Genomic DNA, 14,965 nt, shown 5'->3' on the forward strand with positions numbered 1-14,965 from the left:
ATCCTGAGGATCTGAATAGAAAATGCTTTAAGCGATTTACCTGTTTTTAATACCTTATTTTTGACCTTCTAAAAACTCCATTTCAATCGTAGAAAAACACTATAGCTGATATTGTTGAATTTACCCATATCTAACCAATAACTTTGACCAAACAGGGCTAATTCCCAGTTTTTGGCAATCGAGTAGCCAAGCTGAGGCATAAAAAAAGCCGTTCTTACTTCGGGTGAATAGACGGCTGTAAAACCGCCTATTAACAATGGCGTGAAAGGATAATTAACACTGATGATACCTGAATATTTTGTTGGCATCAAATTCTTAGCTGTAACGGAAGTCATAAAAAGATTCTCTGGATTGCTGAAGTTAGTATCTGCGGTACCGCTATTGAGCAAAAAGCCAATAGTTAGAAAAAGTTGGTTGCGAAATACATAATCCGTCGAAATACTAAGACTTAAGACATTGTTAGAAGTATTCCGCTGGCTAAAATAAGTCACCTCACCTTTAAAGCCGGCATTGCCAATGTTGCCAGCCCAACCAGCGCCGAAAGCAGTATCGGTGAACCACCATCCAGCCAGTACCTGAAAATCATATTGCCATTTGTTGAAGCGGTATAAGATCCCTCCTACCCATTCATCAGCGTTTTTGCCCGGTTTTATGGCAAGCTCCAAGCTTTTCATATTATTAAAGAAACGCTGAACGCGTAAGGCATCCACTCCAGGACGCTCTTCGTAGTCAAAATCCACTAGTGAATAAGCATTAAAAAGATCGTTACTATTCCAGAAAAGGTTCATACCCCAGTTGAGCCGTTGCCTGCCGATCCGAATATCCCACTTATCATTATTCCAATTTATCCAAGCGCGATCTATTTGGGAAAGAAAGATGAGCCCCGGTTCATCGATGATCAGGAAACTCATATCCACCAAACCCGGATCAAAATCAAGCAAGTGGCTGTAACCGGGTATCGACTTAATTGTTTCACCCATAAAAACCCGGTTTCTCATTTCTACACCTACCGTTGTTTTCTCCATCGGATACCAACGGAAATTGAGTCGATTGTGAATGATATTATCATTTATAGTACCGTTCACATTGCTTCCAAAACTCATAATCTGCATATCCTTCAAGTAACCATTTAGTGTAAACTTTTTAGGGGCAGATGAAGTGTCTTCTTGTGCATACAAGGAAGCAGGTATAATAAAAAGCACTATAAACTTAACCGCGCTTCTCATCAGAAACGATCTTGCCATCTTCAAGGGTAATTACGCGCCTGGCCCTGTCGATCACACGTTGGTCGTGCGTGGAGAATATAAAAGTTACTCCTTCTTCACGATTCAGCCTAGCCATAATATCGAGCAGGTTAGATGCTGATTTACCATCCAGGTTGGCGGTAGGCTCGTCAGCCAAAACAAAGTCGGGTTTGGATGCCATTGCTCTGGCTACCGCAACCCTCTGCTGTTGCCCACCGGACAGCTGTGCCGGTCGGCTATCCATTTTATCTCCTAAGCCAACCTCTTCTAATAGTGCTTCAACTCGTTGATCGCGTATTTTCTTCGGTTTCTTCTGCAGCAGCATAATAAATTCCGTATTCTCCTTTGCCGTAAGCACAGGAATAAGGTTAAAGCTCTGAAAAACAAAACCAATGTTTTTCAGTCGAAAATCAATCAGCTGATTTTCTGAGAGATTGTTCAGTTCAATGCCGTTCACTTTAATACTGCCGGAAGTAGGTCTGTCCAATCCACCGATCAGATTCAGTAAGGTTGTTTTTCCTGAACCCGAAGGGCCAACTACGGCGGTAAATTCATCATCTTCAATGGTAAGATTAATATGATCTACCGCCTTTACCGGAACAACGTCCTCATAGGTTTTGCAGAGGTCTTTTGTTTCTATTACAATAGTGTTCATATTTTTCGGATTGCTTCAACGGGTTTTAGATTAAGGGCTTTGCTTGCAGGATAAATTGCAGCTATCAGGGCCATTATCAAAACCATCACAGTAACTTTCAAATACTCCACGGCGGAGAGTGTCGGAAAAACAATATTAGAATAGCCAAGATTACCATAAGCAGCATTGCCCAGATTGATACCTGCCTTTCCAAAATAAGTAATGGAAACCTTTGCAAGAAGCAAACCGAGCGGACCTCCGACAATAACCAGAAACATAGTTTCCAGCATGATCATTCCAAATACCTGAGATTTCGTCATGCCGATGGCCATAAGCATCCCGATTTCTCGTACCCGTTCCAATACAGTCATCAGCATGGTATTAACAATACTGAAAAGCAATGCCAACAAAAGGATACCTACAACATATACCGTATACATTTTTATGGTTTCGATCATGTAGCGCATCCCTGAAGAAAGATCCATCCATGACAGTACTTCCAGGTTACGGTACTTTTTTTGATACTTCAGTGCCATGCTTTCAGCAGGTTCATCTTCTTTGAGTAGTACAGCCAACTCATGTACGCCGCTTCCTATTCTCAGTAATTTTTGAATATCATCTATTTTCACAAATACATTCTGGTCATCGTACATTTTATTGCCGGTATCGTATATTCCCACAACCCGAAATGCGCTTGCGGTAATTTCTCCATCCACATCCTGAAAAGTGAGCACAACTTTTGATCGCAACCCTACTTTGTATTTTTCAGCAATAACTTTGCTGATCAGAATCGGGTTGCGCTGGGCTCCTTTGAAGTAATCACCCTCGATCATTTTTCCATGCAAACCGGTTACTAATTTTTCTTCTTCCGGTGAAATGCCCACCACTTTCACCCCTCCTGATCCTTTTGCTGAACTAATCATCATCAGACTTACCGTGCGGGTGGCCACAGCTTTTACTAATGGGTCTTTCAGTAATTCTTTTCTGATAGAAAACCCATTTTTCAGGTATTGTTTTACCTGAAAATCATTCAGAAAATCTTTTTGATGAAACTGTAAGTGTGAAATTTCCAACCCTATTACACTGTTAATTTTTTGTTTCATCATGCCATTGACAAAGGCTGAAGCAAAAATGCCTGCCCATAATCCAAGTGCCAGAGCAATTATGACGATTAGGCTCCGAACTTTATTTCTCCATATATTTCGCCAGGCTATCTTTAACAACATCAGCTTCTTATTGCGTTTATAACATCCAACCGTACCAATTTAATAAATGGATAGATTGAAATAAAGCATGAAATCATCAGAATTACCGATGCCTGTTGAATGAACATCGATGGCTCTATGGAGGAGCGTAGCACGGCTTCCATGCCATATTCTTCTGTCATTTCCTTTAATTCTCCTCCCAATTCAACGGGATTGGCAAAGAAATAATAGCAAACCGGTAAAGCACCGATAATTCCCATTATCGCTCCAGCTAATGATATTACTATAACTTCCAGCCAAACAATTATTGCTAATTTCAATCGTTTCATTCCTACAGAAACCAATACACCAAATTCTCTTTGCCGTTCGGAGAGCATCATCAGTATGGTTCCAAAAATCCCGAAGGAAACCACCATATAAAGGATGAACATAAACACATATCCTTCCGCCTTATCCGTTTTGATCATATTCTCAAGCTCCGGCATCAATTCCTGCCAGCTCATCACTTCATATTCGTCACCAAGCTTGCCTCGCAGCTCTTTCATTACGCGTTTTGAATCATCCGAATCATCAAAATGTAGGATAAGGTTGTTGATCATACCCTCCATTCCGTAAAACCATTGTACCTCTTTTATCGGCATAAATACCAATTGTTTGCTTAGTTGGGGAGAGCCGAACTTTACTATGGCCTTTATTGGATATTTTCCTGCGGCGCTTACCCCCTGATATCCTTGTCCCAACAAAACAATTGTATCGTTAACTCTCAGATTTAAATATTCTGCCAAGCCGGAGCCAATCATCACCGCTTTATCATCAGGAAGTAAATACACACCCGAAAAAACACGCTCATTTAATTTATTTACTACACTTTCCTTCTTTACATCAATTCCCACCACGGTTGCTACTTTTGTAACATCCTTTGAAGCAGCCATTGCAACACCCTCCAGTCTTTTAAGGATGGTTTTGATACCGGAAGTATTTTCAATTTTCGACCTAAATGCTTCATTGGCTTCAAAACTGTAATCAAGCGATTTTTCTTCCCAATAACCTTTAGCATGAACCTGACCTAAGCCGGTATAAGAGCCAATCATCGAATCGATCATGTTGGAGTAAGTACCCTCCTTTAAGCTCATCAACAGAGTGGAAAGCATAACTGCGAAGAAAACAGAAGCCATGGTGATCAGGGTTCTGCGCCTGTTGCGCCATATGTTTCTCCATGCCAACTTGAGGTACATCATTTAACCTTCTTCATGTTTTGTATAGTGAAAAAATCATCGCTAATAGGCTTGTCAAACTCCATGAAAAGGATTTTCATGATGGTTTTATGCCCTTTTTTATCCTGTGGAATGAGTTCCATGATGGTTGGCAGTAACCTTCCACCTATATTTTTTAATTCTGACGATAGCATTACATTGATCAGTTGTCCGTCTTCATCAAACATCTCGGCACGCAACTGGATAAAATCTTTCTTATCAATCCAAACATTGATTTTCCCCCAAACCACCGGAGCATCAGGCTTAGAGGTTAATTCTATTTTATAACAGTTCCTTCCGTCAATGCTTTCCTCCGAAACAATTCTATGAGTGTAATCATTCACAGTGGAAGATTCCCGTACCAGATCATCATTGGTAAAGTCTGTTCCCATCCAACTCTGCATCATCATACTCGGAGGCATTTTTATAGTTCTTTCAATAGCCGGAACCCAGTACCATATCTCCTTATCTCGTTTTAGAAATGTATTGCCTTTTTCTTTCACTGGATCCGTAATCAAAATCAAACTGTATTTCTGCCCCTTGCTCCAAGTTTTCAAACTCATATCCCTTGTCCATTTTGGTCGGACAATGGTAATGGTAATATTACTCTGAGATGTTTTAACACCTCTGGCATTTTCTTCTGCCTTTTGGATGATTTCTTTAGCAGTTTGCGCATTTGCACTGATGCAAATGAACAACAGGATCTGACTGATAATTATTCTCAATTTAAGTGGATTGAAACAGTGATAAAACGAATTGCCTGAAGGAGTGATGCAGAAAGATCACACATCCTTGTTATTCTCATCGGGATGAAATCCTTCATCAAAAGACAGCCCTTCATGATCATCCTGCGGAAAGTTTGGATCTGCCTCTTCATTCACTATAACACCTTTTTCATTGAACATTAAATGATAGGTTAAATTGTTTTGTGTGATTTCTGCCAAATAAAGCGTTTTGCCTGAAGCATTCTTTACTTTCTTTATTTCGCTCAAAAAATCTTCCCTGAAATGTTCCTTAATGTATTCCGAAATTTTATAAGGGATTATTTCCATGTTTTTATCGATTGGAAGTATTTTGTAAACTTTAAACCTAAAGTTTTAATAAAAATATACATCAATATTCTGATTAACAGAAATGTATCATATAAAAAACCTTGCAACAATGGGAATGCGGTATTACGGGTTCTTTTTTACCTTTTAACGTTGATGCATTCAGCGTTGAAGAAATAACCGGCAACCAGGCCGCATGCTCCAAAGTAAAATGCCTTACTTTTACCGAGACGGCCAGGAGTTATTATAACGGCTTTTGCCTAACGATTCCGTTTTTTAATTTTTGCTGACCGCTAGGTCGTAATCAATTAGCTTTGCCATAGTTGTAATTTTTAAGCCGTTATATCTATGGCTCTTTTACCGATTATTTTTTCAAGGTCTTCTTTATAAATTATTTCCTTTTGAAGTAAGAGCTCGGCGATTTTGGTTAGAGTTTTTTTATTCTCATGTAAGATCAATTTAGATTGCTCGTACGAATCATTAACCAGTTTACGCACTTCTTCATCAATCAATTTGCCGGTTTCTTCACTATAAGGTTTTTGAAAACCTGTTTCTAGCTGACCGGTAGAATCGTAAAAGCTGATGTTTCCTAATTTTTCATTGAATCCGTAATAAGCCACCATCATGTAAGCTTCTTTGGTAACTTTTTCCAGGTCATCCAAAGCGCCCGATGAAACCTCCCCGAACATGATTTCTTCGGCTGCCCTACCGCCAAGAGTGGCACACAGATGCTCCTTAAATTGTGTCGCTGTTTTTAATTGTCGCTCTTCAGGTAAATACCAGGCTGCACCTAATGATTTTCCTCTTGGAATTATAGACACCTTTATCAATGGATCGACCGATTTTAGTAGCCAGCTCACCAATGCATGGCCGGCTTCGTGGTAAGCAATGATTTTCTTTTCTTCCGGGGAGATGATCTTGCTTTTCTTTTCGAGACCGGCAACCACCCTGTCAATGGCATCAAGGAAATCCTGTTTATCAACCTTTTCTTTCTTCCGCCGAGCGCCAATTAAGGCCGCTTCATTACAAATATTGGCAATATCAGCTCCGGAAAAACCAGGTGTCTGCATGGCCAAAAAATGAACATCAATGGCATCATTTAATTTTAACGGACGAAGATGTACCTTAAAAATTTCTTCCCTTTCTTTTTGGTTAGGAAGTTCCAGGTAAATATGTCTGTCGAAACGGCCGGGACGAAGCAATGCCGGATCAAGCATATCTGCCCGGTTGGTTGCCGCTAATACTATTACCCCACTGTTGGTACCAAATCCATCCATCTCGGTCAACAACTGGTTAAGGGTGCTTTCCCGTTCATCGTTGGCACCGGTGAAAATGGTATTTCTGCTTCGCGACCTCCCTATGGCATCAATTTCATCAATGAAAACAATGCAGGGTGTTTTTTCCTTGGCTTGTTTAAATAAATCACGTACACGCGAAGCTCCTACCCCAACAAACATCTCAACAAATTCAGAACCTGATATATTAAAAAATGGCACTCTGGCTTCGCCAGCTACGGCTTTTGCCAGCAAGGTTTTACCTGTACCAGGCGGGCCCACTAAAATTACGCCTTTGGGTATTTTGGCTCCCAGTTTGGTAAAAGCATTAGGATTTTTTAAAAAATCAACCACCTCTTTAACCTCCATTTTTGCCTCTTCCAACCCTGCCACCTCATCAAAAGTGACTGAACTCTTGTTTTCTTTATCCAGTAGTGTTGCCGTCGACTTTCCAAATGAAAAAAGCGATGAGCCTCCCCCTGGCCCTCCTCCGACTGATCTTCTGAACATGTACGACCATAGAACAAATAAGACAACCAAAGGCATCAGCCAAGACAATAGGTTCCAGAATGAGTTGTTTTTAGTGATATAGTTAACCGGGATTTCCTTGATTTTTAGTTTAGATTGAGCTTGCTCAAGTTTTCGTTCAAAAGTTTCCACTGAACCGATGTTCATGATGTAATGAGGCCCAGATGTGGCTTCTTTACTAAATCGAGGTTGTAATACTTCTTTAAAGGATGGATCGTTGATTAATTCTTTTTTTAAAAATATTTCCGCTTGCTCACGGTTTACAATGATGATTCTATCAACCGCATTTTTACTCAGGAAGTTTTGTTCAAATTCTTGCCAATTAACCTCCTTGGTTCCGGGATTGTTGAACAAAAGTGAAATCACTAAAAACACCCCTGCCCCCATGTAAAACCATGTAAGCCAGTTTATAGGAATTTTATTGTCCGGTGGATTGACCTTAATATTTTTACGTTTTTGTGGCATAAACAAGCATTCACTTAAAATTAATTCTCTTATTGCTTAAAAAGTATGATGTTAATCAACCCAACTACTGATTATAAGCTAACTACCTAATCTCTTGATTAAAATCAGTTTACCTGCTATTTTCCGTCATAAATCTTTCTATAAACTAAGTGTAGTTTTGGGTAATCACTAAAATCAATAGTTATGAAAAAGATCCTTTTAGCTTTTGATGGACAACATTTTTCTGAAAGCGCTTTTGACTTTGCATATCATTTGCATACTATGCAACCTGCATTATTAACGGGTGCTTTTTTAAGTCATAAAGACTACACTACTGTTTGGCAATATGGGGTACCTGGTGGAGCTGCTGTTTTACCAACTTGGGGGCTGGAGGATGAAGATGAAAAAGTGGCAGAAAAAAATATTCACCATTTTGAAACACTCTGCCAGAATAACGGGATCGATTTTCGGGTACACAACGATTTAGGAGCATATGCTTTGTATGAAATAAGCAAGGAGAGCCGTTTTGCTGATTTAATGATCATAGGAAGTGAACTTTTTTATGAGAACATCGGCAGAATTCAGCCAAATGACTACATGAAATATGCGCTGCGCGATACCGAATGTCCTGTAATTCTAGTGCCCGAAGAAAAATTTAAATTCCCTGATAACATTGTCCTTGCCTATGATGGCAGTGAATCTTCTGTTTATGCCATCAAACAGTTTACCTATTTATTTCCTGAATGGTGCAAAAAGAGAACTATTTTGGTGTATGTAGGTGAAGGAAATGAAATTCCGAGTCAAATTTACATCGAAGAGTTGGCTGCACGGCATTTCAGCAACCTGACTTTATTTAAGATGGATGTTAGTCCAAGAAACCATTTTATTACCTGGCTTGCCGATCAAAAGAATCCTTTGTTGGTAACAGGCGCTTTTGGACGAGGAGGGCTTAATGAGTTTTTCAGAAAAAGTTTTATCACCGATATCATAAGAGATTATAAAACACCTGTTTTTATTGCGCATAAGTAAGAGCTTATTATTGCTTATTTCGGAATTTATTAAACGGTTAATAATGATCACGTTTTGAATCATGGAAAAGAACTTTTGCCAGAGTTGCAGTATGCCATTAGATGCTCCTGAACTATTGGGTACAGAGCATGATGGCTCAAAAAGTGCGGAGTTCTGCAAATTTTGCTACGAAAATGGAGAATTCACGAATCCGGATATGACATTGGATGAAATGAGGGAATGTATTATTGAGCAAATGGAAAAAGAGTGTATCCCTACTGATATTATTGAAACTGCTGTTAATAGATTGCAACATTTAAAACGCTGGAAAAGTAAGTCATTTGAAGTATGAATTTATGGTCAGTACAAATCTTTTCTTAACTTCTTACTCAATTCAAGGGCAATTCGGGTTGTCCTAATTCCGCCCGGAGTTTATTCAAGTAATATATTACCTCTTTATCGCTTACCTGTTCAAAGTTTTCATAAAAAGCTCCAACGCCCCAAAAATTACTTGGAATAAGCGGACAAATTATTTCATCAACCAGGCGAGCTAATTTTTGAATTGCACTCTGTGTAGCTACCGGCACTGCAATAATCACTTTGGCAGGTTCTTGCTTTATGATAATACCGATGGCGGCCATCAACGTATTCCCTGTAGCAATACCATCGTCAATCACAATTACCGTTTTATCTTTCAAAGGCACGGGTTCGGTATCGCCCATAAATTTTTTATGTATCTCCCGCAATTTCTTACGTATGCGTTCGGTTTCCAGTTCTATGTATCCTTCCGGAACATTCTCATGCGGTACAATATAACTGTCGGTTAAACTTACAGCACCTATCGCATATTCTTTATTATGGGGGTGGCCAATTTTTTTTGCGAGCAAAAGATTTAAGGGAAAGCCTAATTCTTTAGCAACTACATAAGCAATTGGCACACCTCCTCTGGGTACAGCTAATACAACACCTGGATCATTTTGATATTTCCTTAAGTGTTTTACCAATTTTTCGCCGGCATCCAATCTATCTATATACATGGTTTTTAGTTATTTATGCTGTGATATGGTTTCTACTGGCAGGTATTACCTGCTTACGAATGAAAACTTTTGTAAATATTTTTGAAACCAGTCAGTCGCAAGGTCAACTACTTCCTCCATTGTGCCTCTTTCTTCAAATAAATGGGTAGCACCCTCCACTATTTCCAGTTTCTTTACTCCGCTTATCTTTTTATAGGCTTCTTCATTCAGGCGCAGCACATCGTAATCTCGGCTGCCTACAATCAGTAAAGTAGGTGCATCCACTTTGTCAAGGTCTTCCATGGCCAAATCAGGGCGACCTCCCCGTGATACCACCGCACCAATTTGAGGTAAACGAGCTGTAGCCTTCAGTGCCGAGGCAGCACCTGTACTGGCACCAAAATATCCTAACCTGCAATTCTTTGCATCAGGCAAAGTTTCCAGCCATTCCGTAGCGCTGATTAATCGTTTGGTGAGCAACTCAATATCAAACCTGTTTTGATAAAGCTCATCTTCCTCCTCTGTTAACAGATCAAATAATAAAGAGCCTATGTTTTTTCTCTGTAAATGCTCTGCTACCATTTTATTGCGTGGACTGAAGCGACTACTACCACTGCCATGTGAAAAAATCACAATCGACAATGCATTAATAGGAATGCTTAAATCTCCTGTGAGAACAACTCTTCCTACAGGAATTTTTACTTCATTATTATATCGCAAGGCCATAACTGATAGCTTTTCACTATACTAAAATATCCTACTTTATTACCTGCGGCAATGATTTGAATCAGGTCATACCGTGATACTTCTCATTAATAAAACGCTGGTTTTAAGCTTTATTTGACATGAGATAAACAATTAAATATGCGCCGATACTTCACTAAAGATGCAGTTTTGGATGAAGAGTCAGTAATAAAAGCGATTAGGGAAAAGTCGTATATTTTAGATGAAATGGCTGACTTGGATCCGCTTATTAATTACATCGGTAACGCCCGAATTGTAATGCTGGGAGAGGCATCACATGGAACACACGATTATTATAAATGGCGCTCTTACATCAGCCAGCGGCTTATCCGTGAGCATGGATTCAACTTTATTGCCGTAGAAGGCGACTGGCCGGATTGTTACCGTGTTAATCGGTATGTTAAGAGTTATACAGATGCTGGAAATTCAGCTTTTGATGTATTGCATGGCTTTAACCGCTGGCCTACTTGGATGTGGGCCAACTGGGAAATTGTGGCTCTGGCAGAGTGGTTAAAGAGTTTCAATAAAGCATTGCCGGCTAACCTGAAGGTTGGTTTCTACGGTTTAGATGTGTACAGCTTGTGGGAATCAATGGAATCAATTATGGGATACCTGGAAAAAGTTGACCCGCATGCTCTAAAAACTGCAGAAGAGGCGTTTAAATGCTTTGAGCCATATCGATATGAAGAGGGTCGATCTTATGCAAGGGCCTCACAATTTGTACCACATTTATGTGAAAATGAGGTAGTGGACTTATTGAGGGAAATCCGGAGAAAATTACCCCAGTACAATACCGATTATGAAAATGTTTTTAGCGCCGAACAAAATGCCTTTATTGCTGTAAATGCAGAGAAATACTACCGCGCCATGATTCATGGCGGGCCACACTCCTGGAATGTTCGCGACCGGCACATGGCTGAAACTTTACAAAGAATTCTGCAATTTCATGGAAAAAATACAAAAGCCATTGTTTGGGAACACAACACACATATAGGTGATGCGCGCGCCACCGATATGACTTATGAAGGTTTGTTTAATATAGGTGAACTAGCGCGCTTGCAACATCATGAAAAAGGAGTAGTGCTGGTAGGTTTCGGCTCATATAAAGGAAGTGTGATTGCCGGACGGCAATGGGGCGATGTGATGAGAAACATGCACATGCCTCCTGCACAAAAGGGTAGCTGGGAGCATTTGTTGCATTTGGCCGGTCCAACGGATAAATTATTGTTAATGGATCATTTTAAGGATGATGTGTTTCTTGAAAATCACATAGGTCAGCGGGCTATTGGAGTGGTTTACAATCCGGAATATGAAACATATGGCAATTATGTGCCAAGTATTTTGCCTTTACGGTATGATGCCTTTATTTATCTGGATGAAACCACTGCATTACATCCTTTACACCTGCAACCTGATGGGCATCAAATGCCGGAAACATACCCGTTTGGAGTTTAATTGTTCATCTGCTGCTTGCAGCTTAAAATCTTATCAAATGGAACAGCAAAAGAAACCCAGCGAAATTCCAATTCCTTCGATTCAACCTGAAATTAAGCCGCCCGATAATCCGGAACGGCCGGGGAAGGAAAAGCAACCTGAAATTATTCCAGAACAGGAGCCACCACAAACCCCAAAACCGGAGGAGCTCCCAGAACCAGAGTGACTTTTTCTTTTTATGAAGCCGTAATTATCCGATCAGATGCAAGTCATGGTATTTGAAGTAGTGGGGAACCTCCCTATTCAAAAAACACTTTAACTGCCCCATCCCACTGCTTGATAATTTAGTTAAAATGATTACCTGTGGGGTATGTCGTATCTGAGGATGCCGCGTGTGATTACAAGGCCATATTGATATTATTTTGCTAAAGCAGGAAGTCGAAAGAATGGTAAAATAAGTAGAAAAGGGTTAACAATTTAAGGCTTGTGCCTACAAATACCTCCATTGAGCCGAAAGCTTCATGAAGGTATTTTTCTTTTTAAAGCGATGGCTTGTTTCCATGAAGCATGTCTCCTGAAGGAGCAAATATATTACCTCTGCGTTGTCATTTACACAAAAGTAAGTTATGATATAAAAGACCTTTATTCAACCTTTTATCTCCCCTTCTGGACATGACGAAACTCATCTTTCATCCTGATCCACATCGTTGACTAGGAAAACTTCCTAACATAATTTTGTATTACTTAATTAGTTTATTATCAAAAACCTTAAAAAACGGAGGTGATTATGGGATCAGCACCTGTGAGAAGAAGAGAGGATTTGTTTCCATCTTTATTCGAAGATTTTTTCAAACCTTGGAATAGCGGATGGCTTGGAAAAGCTTGGGACAGAGACTTAACGGTTCCTGCGGTAAACATTTCTGAAACCAAAGACAATTTTAAAGTCTCTATGGCCGCTCCTGGTATGAAAAAAGATGATTTCAAGATTGATGTGGAAGGCAACATGCTTAGCATTAGCGCCGAAACTGAAGAACAGAAAGAAGAAAAAGATGCAAAATTCACGCGTCAGGAATACAACTATTCTTCTTTCTCACGTTCTTTCACATTGCCTGAGGGTGTAAACCAAGACAAAATTGAGGCTAAGTATGAAGATGGGGTATTGAAATTAGTCCTTCCCAAAAATGAAGCAGCAAAAAAAGTGGCTGCAAAGCACATCAGTGTAAAGTAACAAGGCCTTTTGTGCTGCATGAAAGGAGAGGCTGCCTTTTTGAAGGACAGCCTCTTTTCATAACAAAAACTTACAATAGTAAATCGACAATTGATATGTGGGGTTCAAACTTTCAGAACATCATTGAATATTTATTAGGAAGAGCTAAGACTTTGGCTGGATTCTTAAGATGATATCTTCAAATAGATTTGATCAAAAAATCAGAAATCATTTAATGCCATCATATTGCAGATCCAATAGCCTGGCTTTTGGATCTGCAAAACATAGAAAGAGGGGCTACTTCGCACTCGCAGACATCAGAAAGGAAAGAATCCGAAGTAAGGCTGATAATGACTAAACAATTCATGTATCGTTAAAATTCTACTCCGTTGAAAAGAAAAGTTTTAATATCACCCTATACTATACTTTTTATCATATTAGCAATTGCCTGTATTTCACCTCAGTTGTCATTTATTCAACATGGAAGACCAATACTCATTGATACCAGCGATGTTAAAGAAAAGTTTATTCAGCCCTTATTGATTGATAAATTCTACCAGCAAAATCATCAAAAATTGTTCTGGTTTTCAACCGATGAAAAATCAGTAAAACTAAGGCAACAGCTTCTGGACATAATTGAAAATAGAAAGTATTTGGGTCTTGATAAGGAAAACTACCACGCTAATGAACTTCGGAATCACATTACAGAGATGGATTGCCAGAAAATATTTAGGGCAGACTGGTTATTTACAGACGCAGCCCTTTCGTATGCTAAAGATATTTACACCGGAGCAGAGTTAAATTACTGGGTAAGCTATGACCAGATTTCTGAAAAGTGCGCAGTAAGGGACTATGAATATTTACTGGCCAAGTTGCTTGCAGTAAAATCAGCTGAAGAGTTGGATCAATATTTTAAGGAACTGGAACCAAAAAGCAGAGAATATTTAATATTAAAAAATGAATTGAATAAAAAACTCAATGATACAGTACAAGTTCAAAAGGGTTCTCTTTTAAAAAAGCTAATCTCATCTATAAACTTTTATCGTTGGATACATCATTTTCAGCTCGATAAATTCGTCGTGGTAAATATCGGCTCTACCACATTAAGCTATTACGAAAACGACAGTGTTAAATTGAATATGAAAATTGTGGTGGGTAAACCTTCCACCAAAACTCCACGGTTTGTAGCTTATTGTAATGAAGTGATTTTGTACCCTTATTGGAATGTTCCACACAGCATTGCAGTGAATGAATTATTGCCATTGTTCAAATTCAGACCTTCTTTAATTGAGGGAATGAACATGCAAATCATTGACAAAAATGGCAATATTCTCAATCCCGACTCGATAAAGTGGATTTCTTTGAACAAGAGCAATTTCCCTTATAAATTTCGTCAATCTACGGGTTGCGACAATGCATTAGGAGTAATAAAGTTCAACCTAACCAGCCCATTCAGCGTATATATGCACGACACAAACCTAAAAACAGCTTTTAAATTAAATAATCGCTATCTGAGTCATGGATGCATTCGTCTTGAAAAACCAATGGAACTAGGCAATTATTTGTTAAAAGATAAATTGGATACCACATTTCTCAGTTCTTGTCTTAAGGATCAGAAGCCCGTTTCCCTGCCTTTAGAAAAACCTGTTACTGTATTTGTGGTTTACATGACTGCCGAAGCAAGCAGAGCTGATTCTGTCGAATATCATAAAGATGTTTATTTGTTGTTAAAATGAGGCGCTCCAATCTACGCTATTCCATGTTTTTAAAAGGCAAAAGCTGCTATCATTTCATCTTTCCTTCATGAGTAAATACTTCTATCTACTATCTGGTTTAATCGTTTGCCTATAAATAGCTATTATCATGGAATATTATTTCAATCGCTATCAGCTATTACGCCAATATCTGCCACCTATAAGAAGCGA

General features: G+C 39.2%; 15 protein-coding genes. 6 read left to right on the forward strand and 9 right to left on the reverse strand.

The window, feature by feature from the left end; genetic code table 11:
* Positions 1-68 precede the first annotated feature (68 nt).
* The 7 genes from L2B55_RS14355 to ftsH form a co-directional block, all read right to left on the reverse strand.
* Complete coding sequence (locus L2B55_RS14355; protein WP_237846833.1) at positions 69-1,244, reverse strand: hypothetical protein; 1,176 nt, start codon at positions 1,242-1,244, stop codon at positions 69-71.
* Positions 1,210-1,899, reverse strand: coding sequence for an ABC transporter ATP-binding protein (locus L2B55_RS14360; RefSeq protein ID WP_237846834.1), 690 nt, complete (start codon positions 1,897-1,899; stop codon positions 1,210-1,212). The genes L2B55_RS14355 and L2B55_RS14360 overlap by 35 nt, the downstream gene beginning before the upstream one ends.
* Positions 1,896-3,104 (reverse strand): ABC transporter permease, encoded by a 1,209-nt coding sequence (locus tag L2B55_RS14365; protein WP_237846835.1) that lies wholly within the window; start codon positions 3,102-3,104, stop codon positions 1,896-1,898. Before L2B55_RS14365 ends, L2B55_RS14360 begins: the two co-directional genes overlap by 4 nt.
* Positions 3,104-4,321: an ABC transporter permease gene (locus L2B55_RS14370; protein ID WP_237846836.1), complete on the reverse strand. Its 1,218-nt coding sequence runs from the start codon at positions 4,319-4,321 to the stop codon at positions 3,104-3,106. The genes L2B55_RS14365 and L2B55_RS14370 overlap by 1 nt, the downstream gene beginning before the upstream one ends.
* Complete coding sequence (locus L2B55_RS14375) at positions 4,318-5,061, reverse strand: outer membrane lipoprotein-sorting protein (protein ID WP_237846838.1); 744 nt, start codon at positions 5,059-5,061, stop codon at positions 4,318-4,320. The genes L2B55_RS14370 and L2B55_RS14375 overlap by 4 nt, the downstream gene beginning before the upstream one ends.
* Positions 5,062-5,118: 57 nt before the next feature.
* Positions 5,119-5,388, reverse strand: a complete 270-nt coding sequence (locus tag L2B55_RS14380) for a hypothetical protein (RefSeq protein ID WP_237846839.1) — start codon at positions 5,386-5,388, stop codon at positions 5,119-5,121.
* Between the two features lie 329 nt (positions 5,389-5,717).
* Entirely contained in the window at positions 5,718-7,652 is a 1,935-nt protein-coding gene (gene ftsH / locus L2B55_RS14385) for an ATP-dependent zinc metalloprotease FtsH (protein WP_237846840.1), read from the reverse strand.
* Between the two features lie 183 nt (positions 7,653-7,835).
* Between ftsH and L2B55_RS14390 the strand changes: the two genes are divergently transcribed.
* Together L2B55_RS14390 and L2B55_RS14395 are read left to right on the forward strand one after the other, a co-directional pair.
* Positions 7,836-8,660, forward strand: a complete 825-nt coding sequence (locus tag L2B55_RS14390) for a universal stress protein (protein WP_237846841.1) — start codon at positions 7,836-7,838, stop codon at positions 8,658-8,660.
* 61 nt (positions 8,661-8,721) lie between these two features.
* The gene (locus L2B55_RS14395; protein WP_237846842.1) at positions 8,722-8,991 is read left to right on the forward strand and encodes a zinc ribbon domain-containing protein; all 270 of its coding nucleotides are present in this window, start codon (positions 8,722-8,724) and stop codon (positions 8,989-8,991) included.
* 37 nt (positions 8,992-9,028) lie between these two features.
* On the opposite strand, the gene L2B55_RS14400 is transcribed toward L2B55_RS14395, so the two are convergent.
* Positions 9,029-9,676, reverse strand: a complete 648-nt coding sequence (locus L2B55_RS14400) for a phosphoribosyltransferase (RefSeq protein WP_237846843.1) — start codon at positions 9,674-9,676, stop codon at positions 9,029-9,031.
* A 45-nt stretch (positions 9,677-9,721) separates the two neighbouring features.
* Positions 9,722-10,381, reverse strand: coding sequence for a dienelactone hydrolase family protein (locus L2B55_RS14405; protein WP_237846844.1), 660 nt, complete (start codon positions 10,379-10,381; stop codon positions 9,722-9,724).
* A gap of 138 nt (positions 10,382-10,519) precedes the next feature.
* Here L2B55_RS14405 and L2B55_RS14410 point away from each other — a divergent pair, with 138 nt between their 5' ends.
* The 4 genes from L2B55_RS14410 to L2B55_RS14425 all read left to right on the forward strand — a co-directional run bounded on the left by L2B55_RS14410 (position 10,520) and on the right by L2B55_RS14425 (position 14,776).
* A complete protein-coding gene (locus L2B55_RS14410) occupies positions 10,520-11,854 on the forward strand; it encodes an erythromycin esterase family protein (protein WP_237846846.1) in 1,335 nt (444 codons plus the stop codon).
* 37 nt (positions 11,855-11,891) lie between these two features.
* Positions 11,892-12,059: a hypothetical protein gene (locus L2B55_RS14415; protein WP_237846847.1), complete on the forward strand. Its 168-nt coding sequence runs from the start codon at positions 11,892-11,894 to the stop codon at positions 12,057-12,059.
* A gap of 561 nt (positions 12,060-12,620) precedes the next feature.
* Entirely contained in the window at positions 12,621-13,061 is a 441-nt protein-coding gene (locus L2B55_RS14420; protein WP_237846848.1) for an Hsp20/alpha crystallin family protein, read from the forward strand.
* 368 nt (positions 13,062-13,429) lie between these two features.
* Positions 13,430-14,776, forward strand: a complete 1,347-nt coding sequence (locus tag L2B55_RS14425) for a L,D-transpeptidase family protein (protein WP_237846849.1) — start codon at positions 13,430-13,432, stop codon at positions 14,774-14,776.
* Positions 14,777-14,965 lie beyond the last annotated feature (189 nt).

Origin of the sequence: Solitalea lacus, assembly GCF_022014595.1 — a bacterium.
Taxonomy (GTDB): Bacteria; Bacteroidota; Bacteroidia; order Sphingobacteriales; family Sphingobacteriaceae; genus Solitalea; species Solitalea lacus.

Bases quoted from the DNA above. Each gene is read 5' to 3' on its own strand.
- L2B55_RS14355 (WP_237846833.1), bottom strand. From the start codon at position 1,244: ATGGCAAGATCGTTTCTGATGAGAAGCGCGGTTAAGTTTATAGTGCTT.
- L2B55_RS14360 (WP_237846834.1), bottom strand. From the start codon at position 1,899: ATGAACACTATTGTAATAGAAACAAAAGACCTCTGCAAAACCTATGAG.
- L2B55_RS14365 (WP_237846835.1), bottom strand. From the start codon at position 3,104: ATGTTGTTAAAGATAGCCTGGCGAAATATATGGAGAAATAAAGTTCGG.
- L2B55_RS14370 (WP_237846836.1), bottom strand. From the start codon at position 4,321: ATGATGTACCTCAAGTTGGCATGGAGAAACATATGGCGCAACAGGCGC.
- L2B55_RS14380 (WP_237846839.1), bottom strand. From the start codon at position 5,388: ATGGAAATAATCCCTTATAAAATTTCGGAATACATTAAGGAACATTTC.
- ftsH (WP_237846840.1), bottom strand. From the start codon at position 7,652: ATGCCACAAAAACGTAAAAATATTAAGGTCAATCCACCGGACAATAAA.
- L2B55_RS14390 (WP_237846841.1), top strand. From the start codon at position 7,836: ATGAAAAAGATCCTTTTAGCTTTTGATGGACAACATTTTTCTGAAAGC.
- L2B55_RS14395 (WP_237846842.1), top strand. From the start codon at position 8,722: ATGGAAAAGAACTTTTGCCAGAGTTGCAGTATGCCATTAGATGCTCCT.
- L2B55_RS14400 (WP_237846843.1), bottom strand. From the start codon at position 9,676: ATGTATATAGATAGATTGGATGCCGGCGAAAAATTGGTAAAACACTTA.
- L2B55_RS14405 (WP_237846844.1), bottom strand. From the start codon at position 10,381: ATGGCCTTGCGATATAATAATGAAGTAAAAATTCCTGTAGGAAGAGTT.
- L2B55_RS14410 (WP_237846846.1), top strand. From the start codon at position 10,520: ATGCGCCGATACTTCACTAAAGATGCAGTTTTGGATGAAGAGTCAGTA.
- L2B55_RS14415 (WP_237846847.1), top strand. From the start codon at position 11,892: ATGGAACAGCAAAAGAAACCCAGCGAAATTCCAATTCCTTCGATTCAA.
- L2B55_RS14420 (WP_237846848.1), top strand. From the start codon at position 12,621: ATGGGATCAGCACCTGTGAGAAGAAGAGAGGATTTGTTTCCATCTTTA.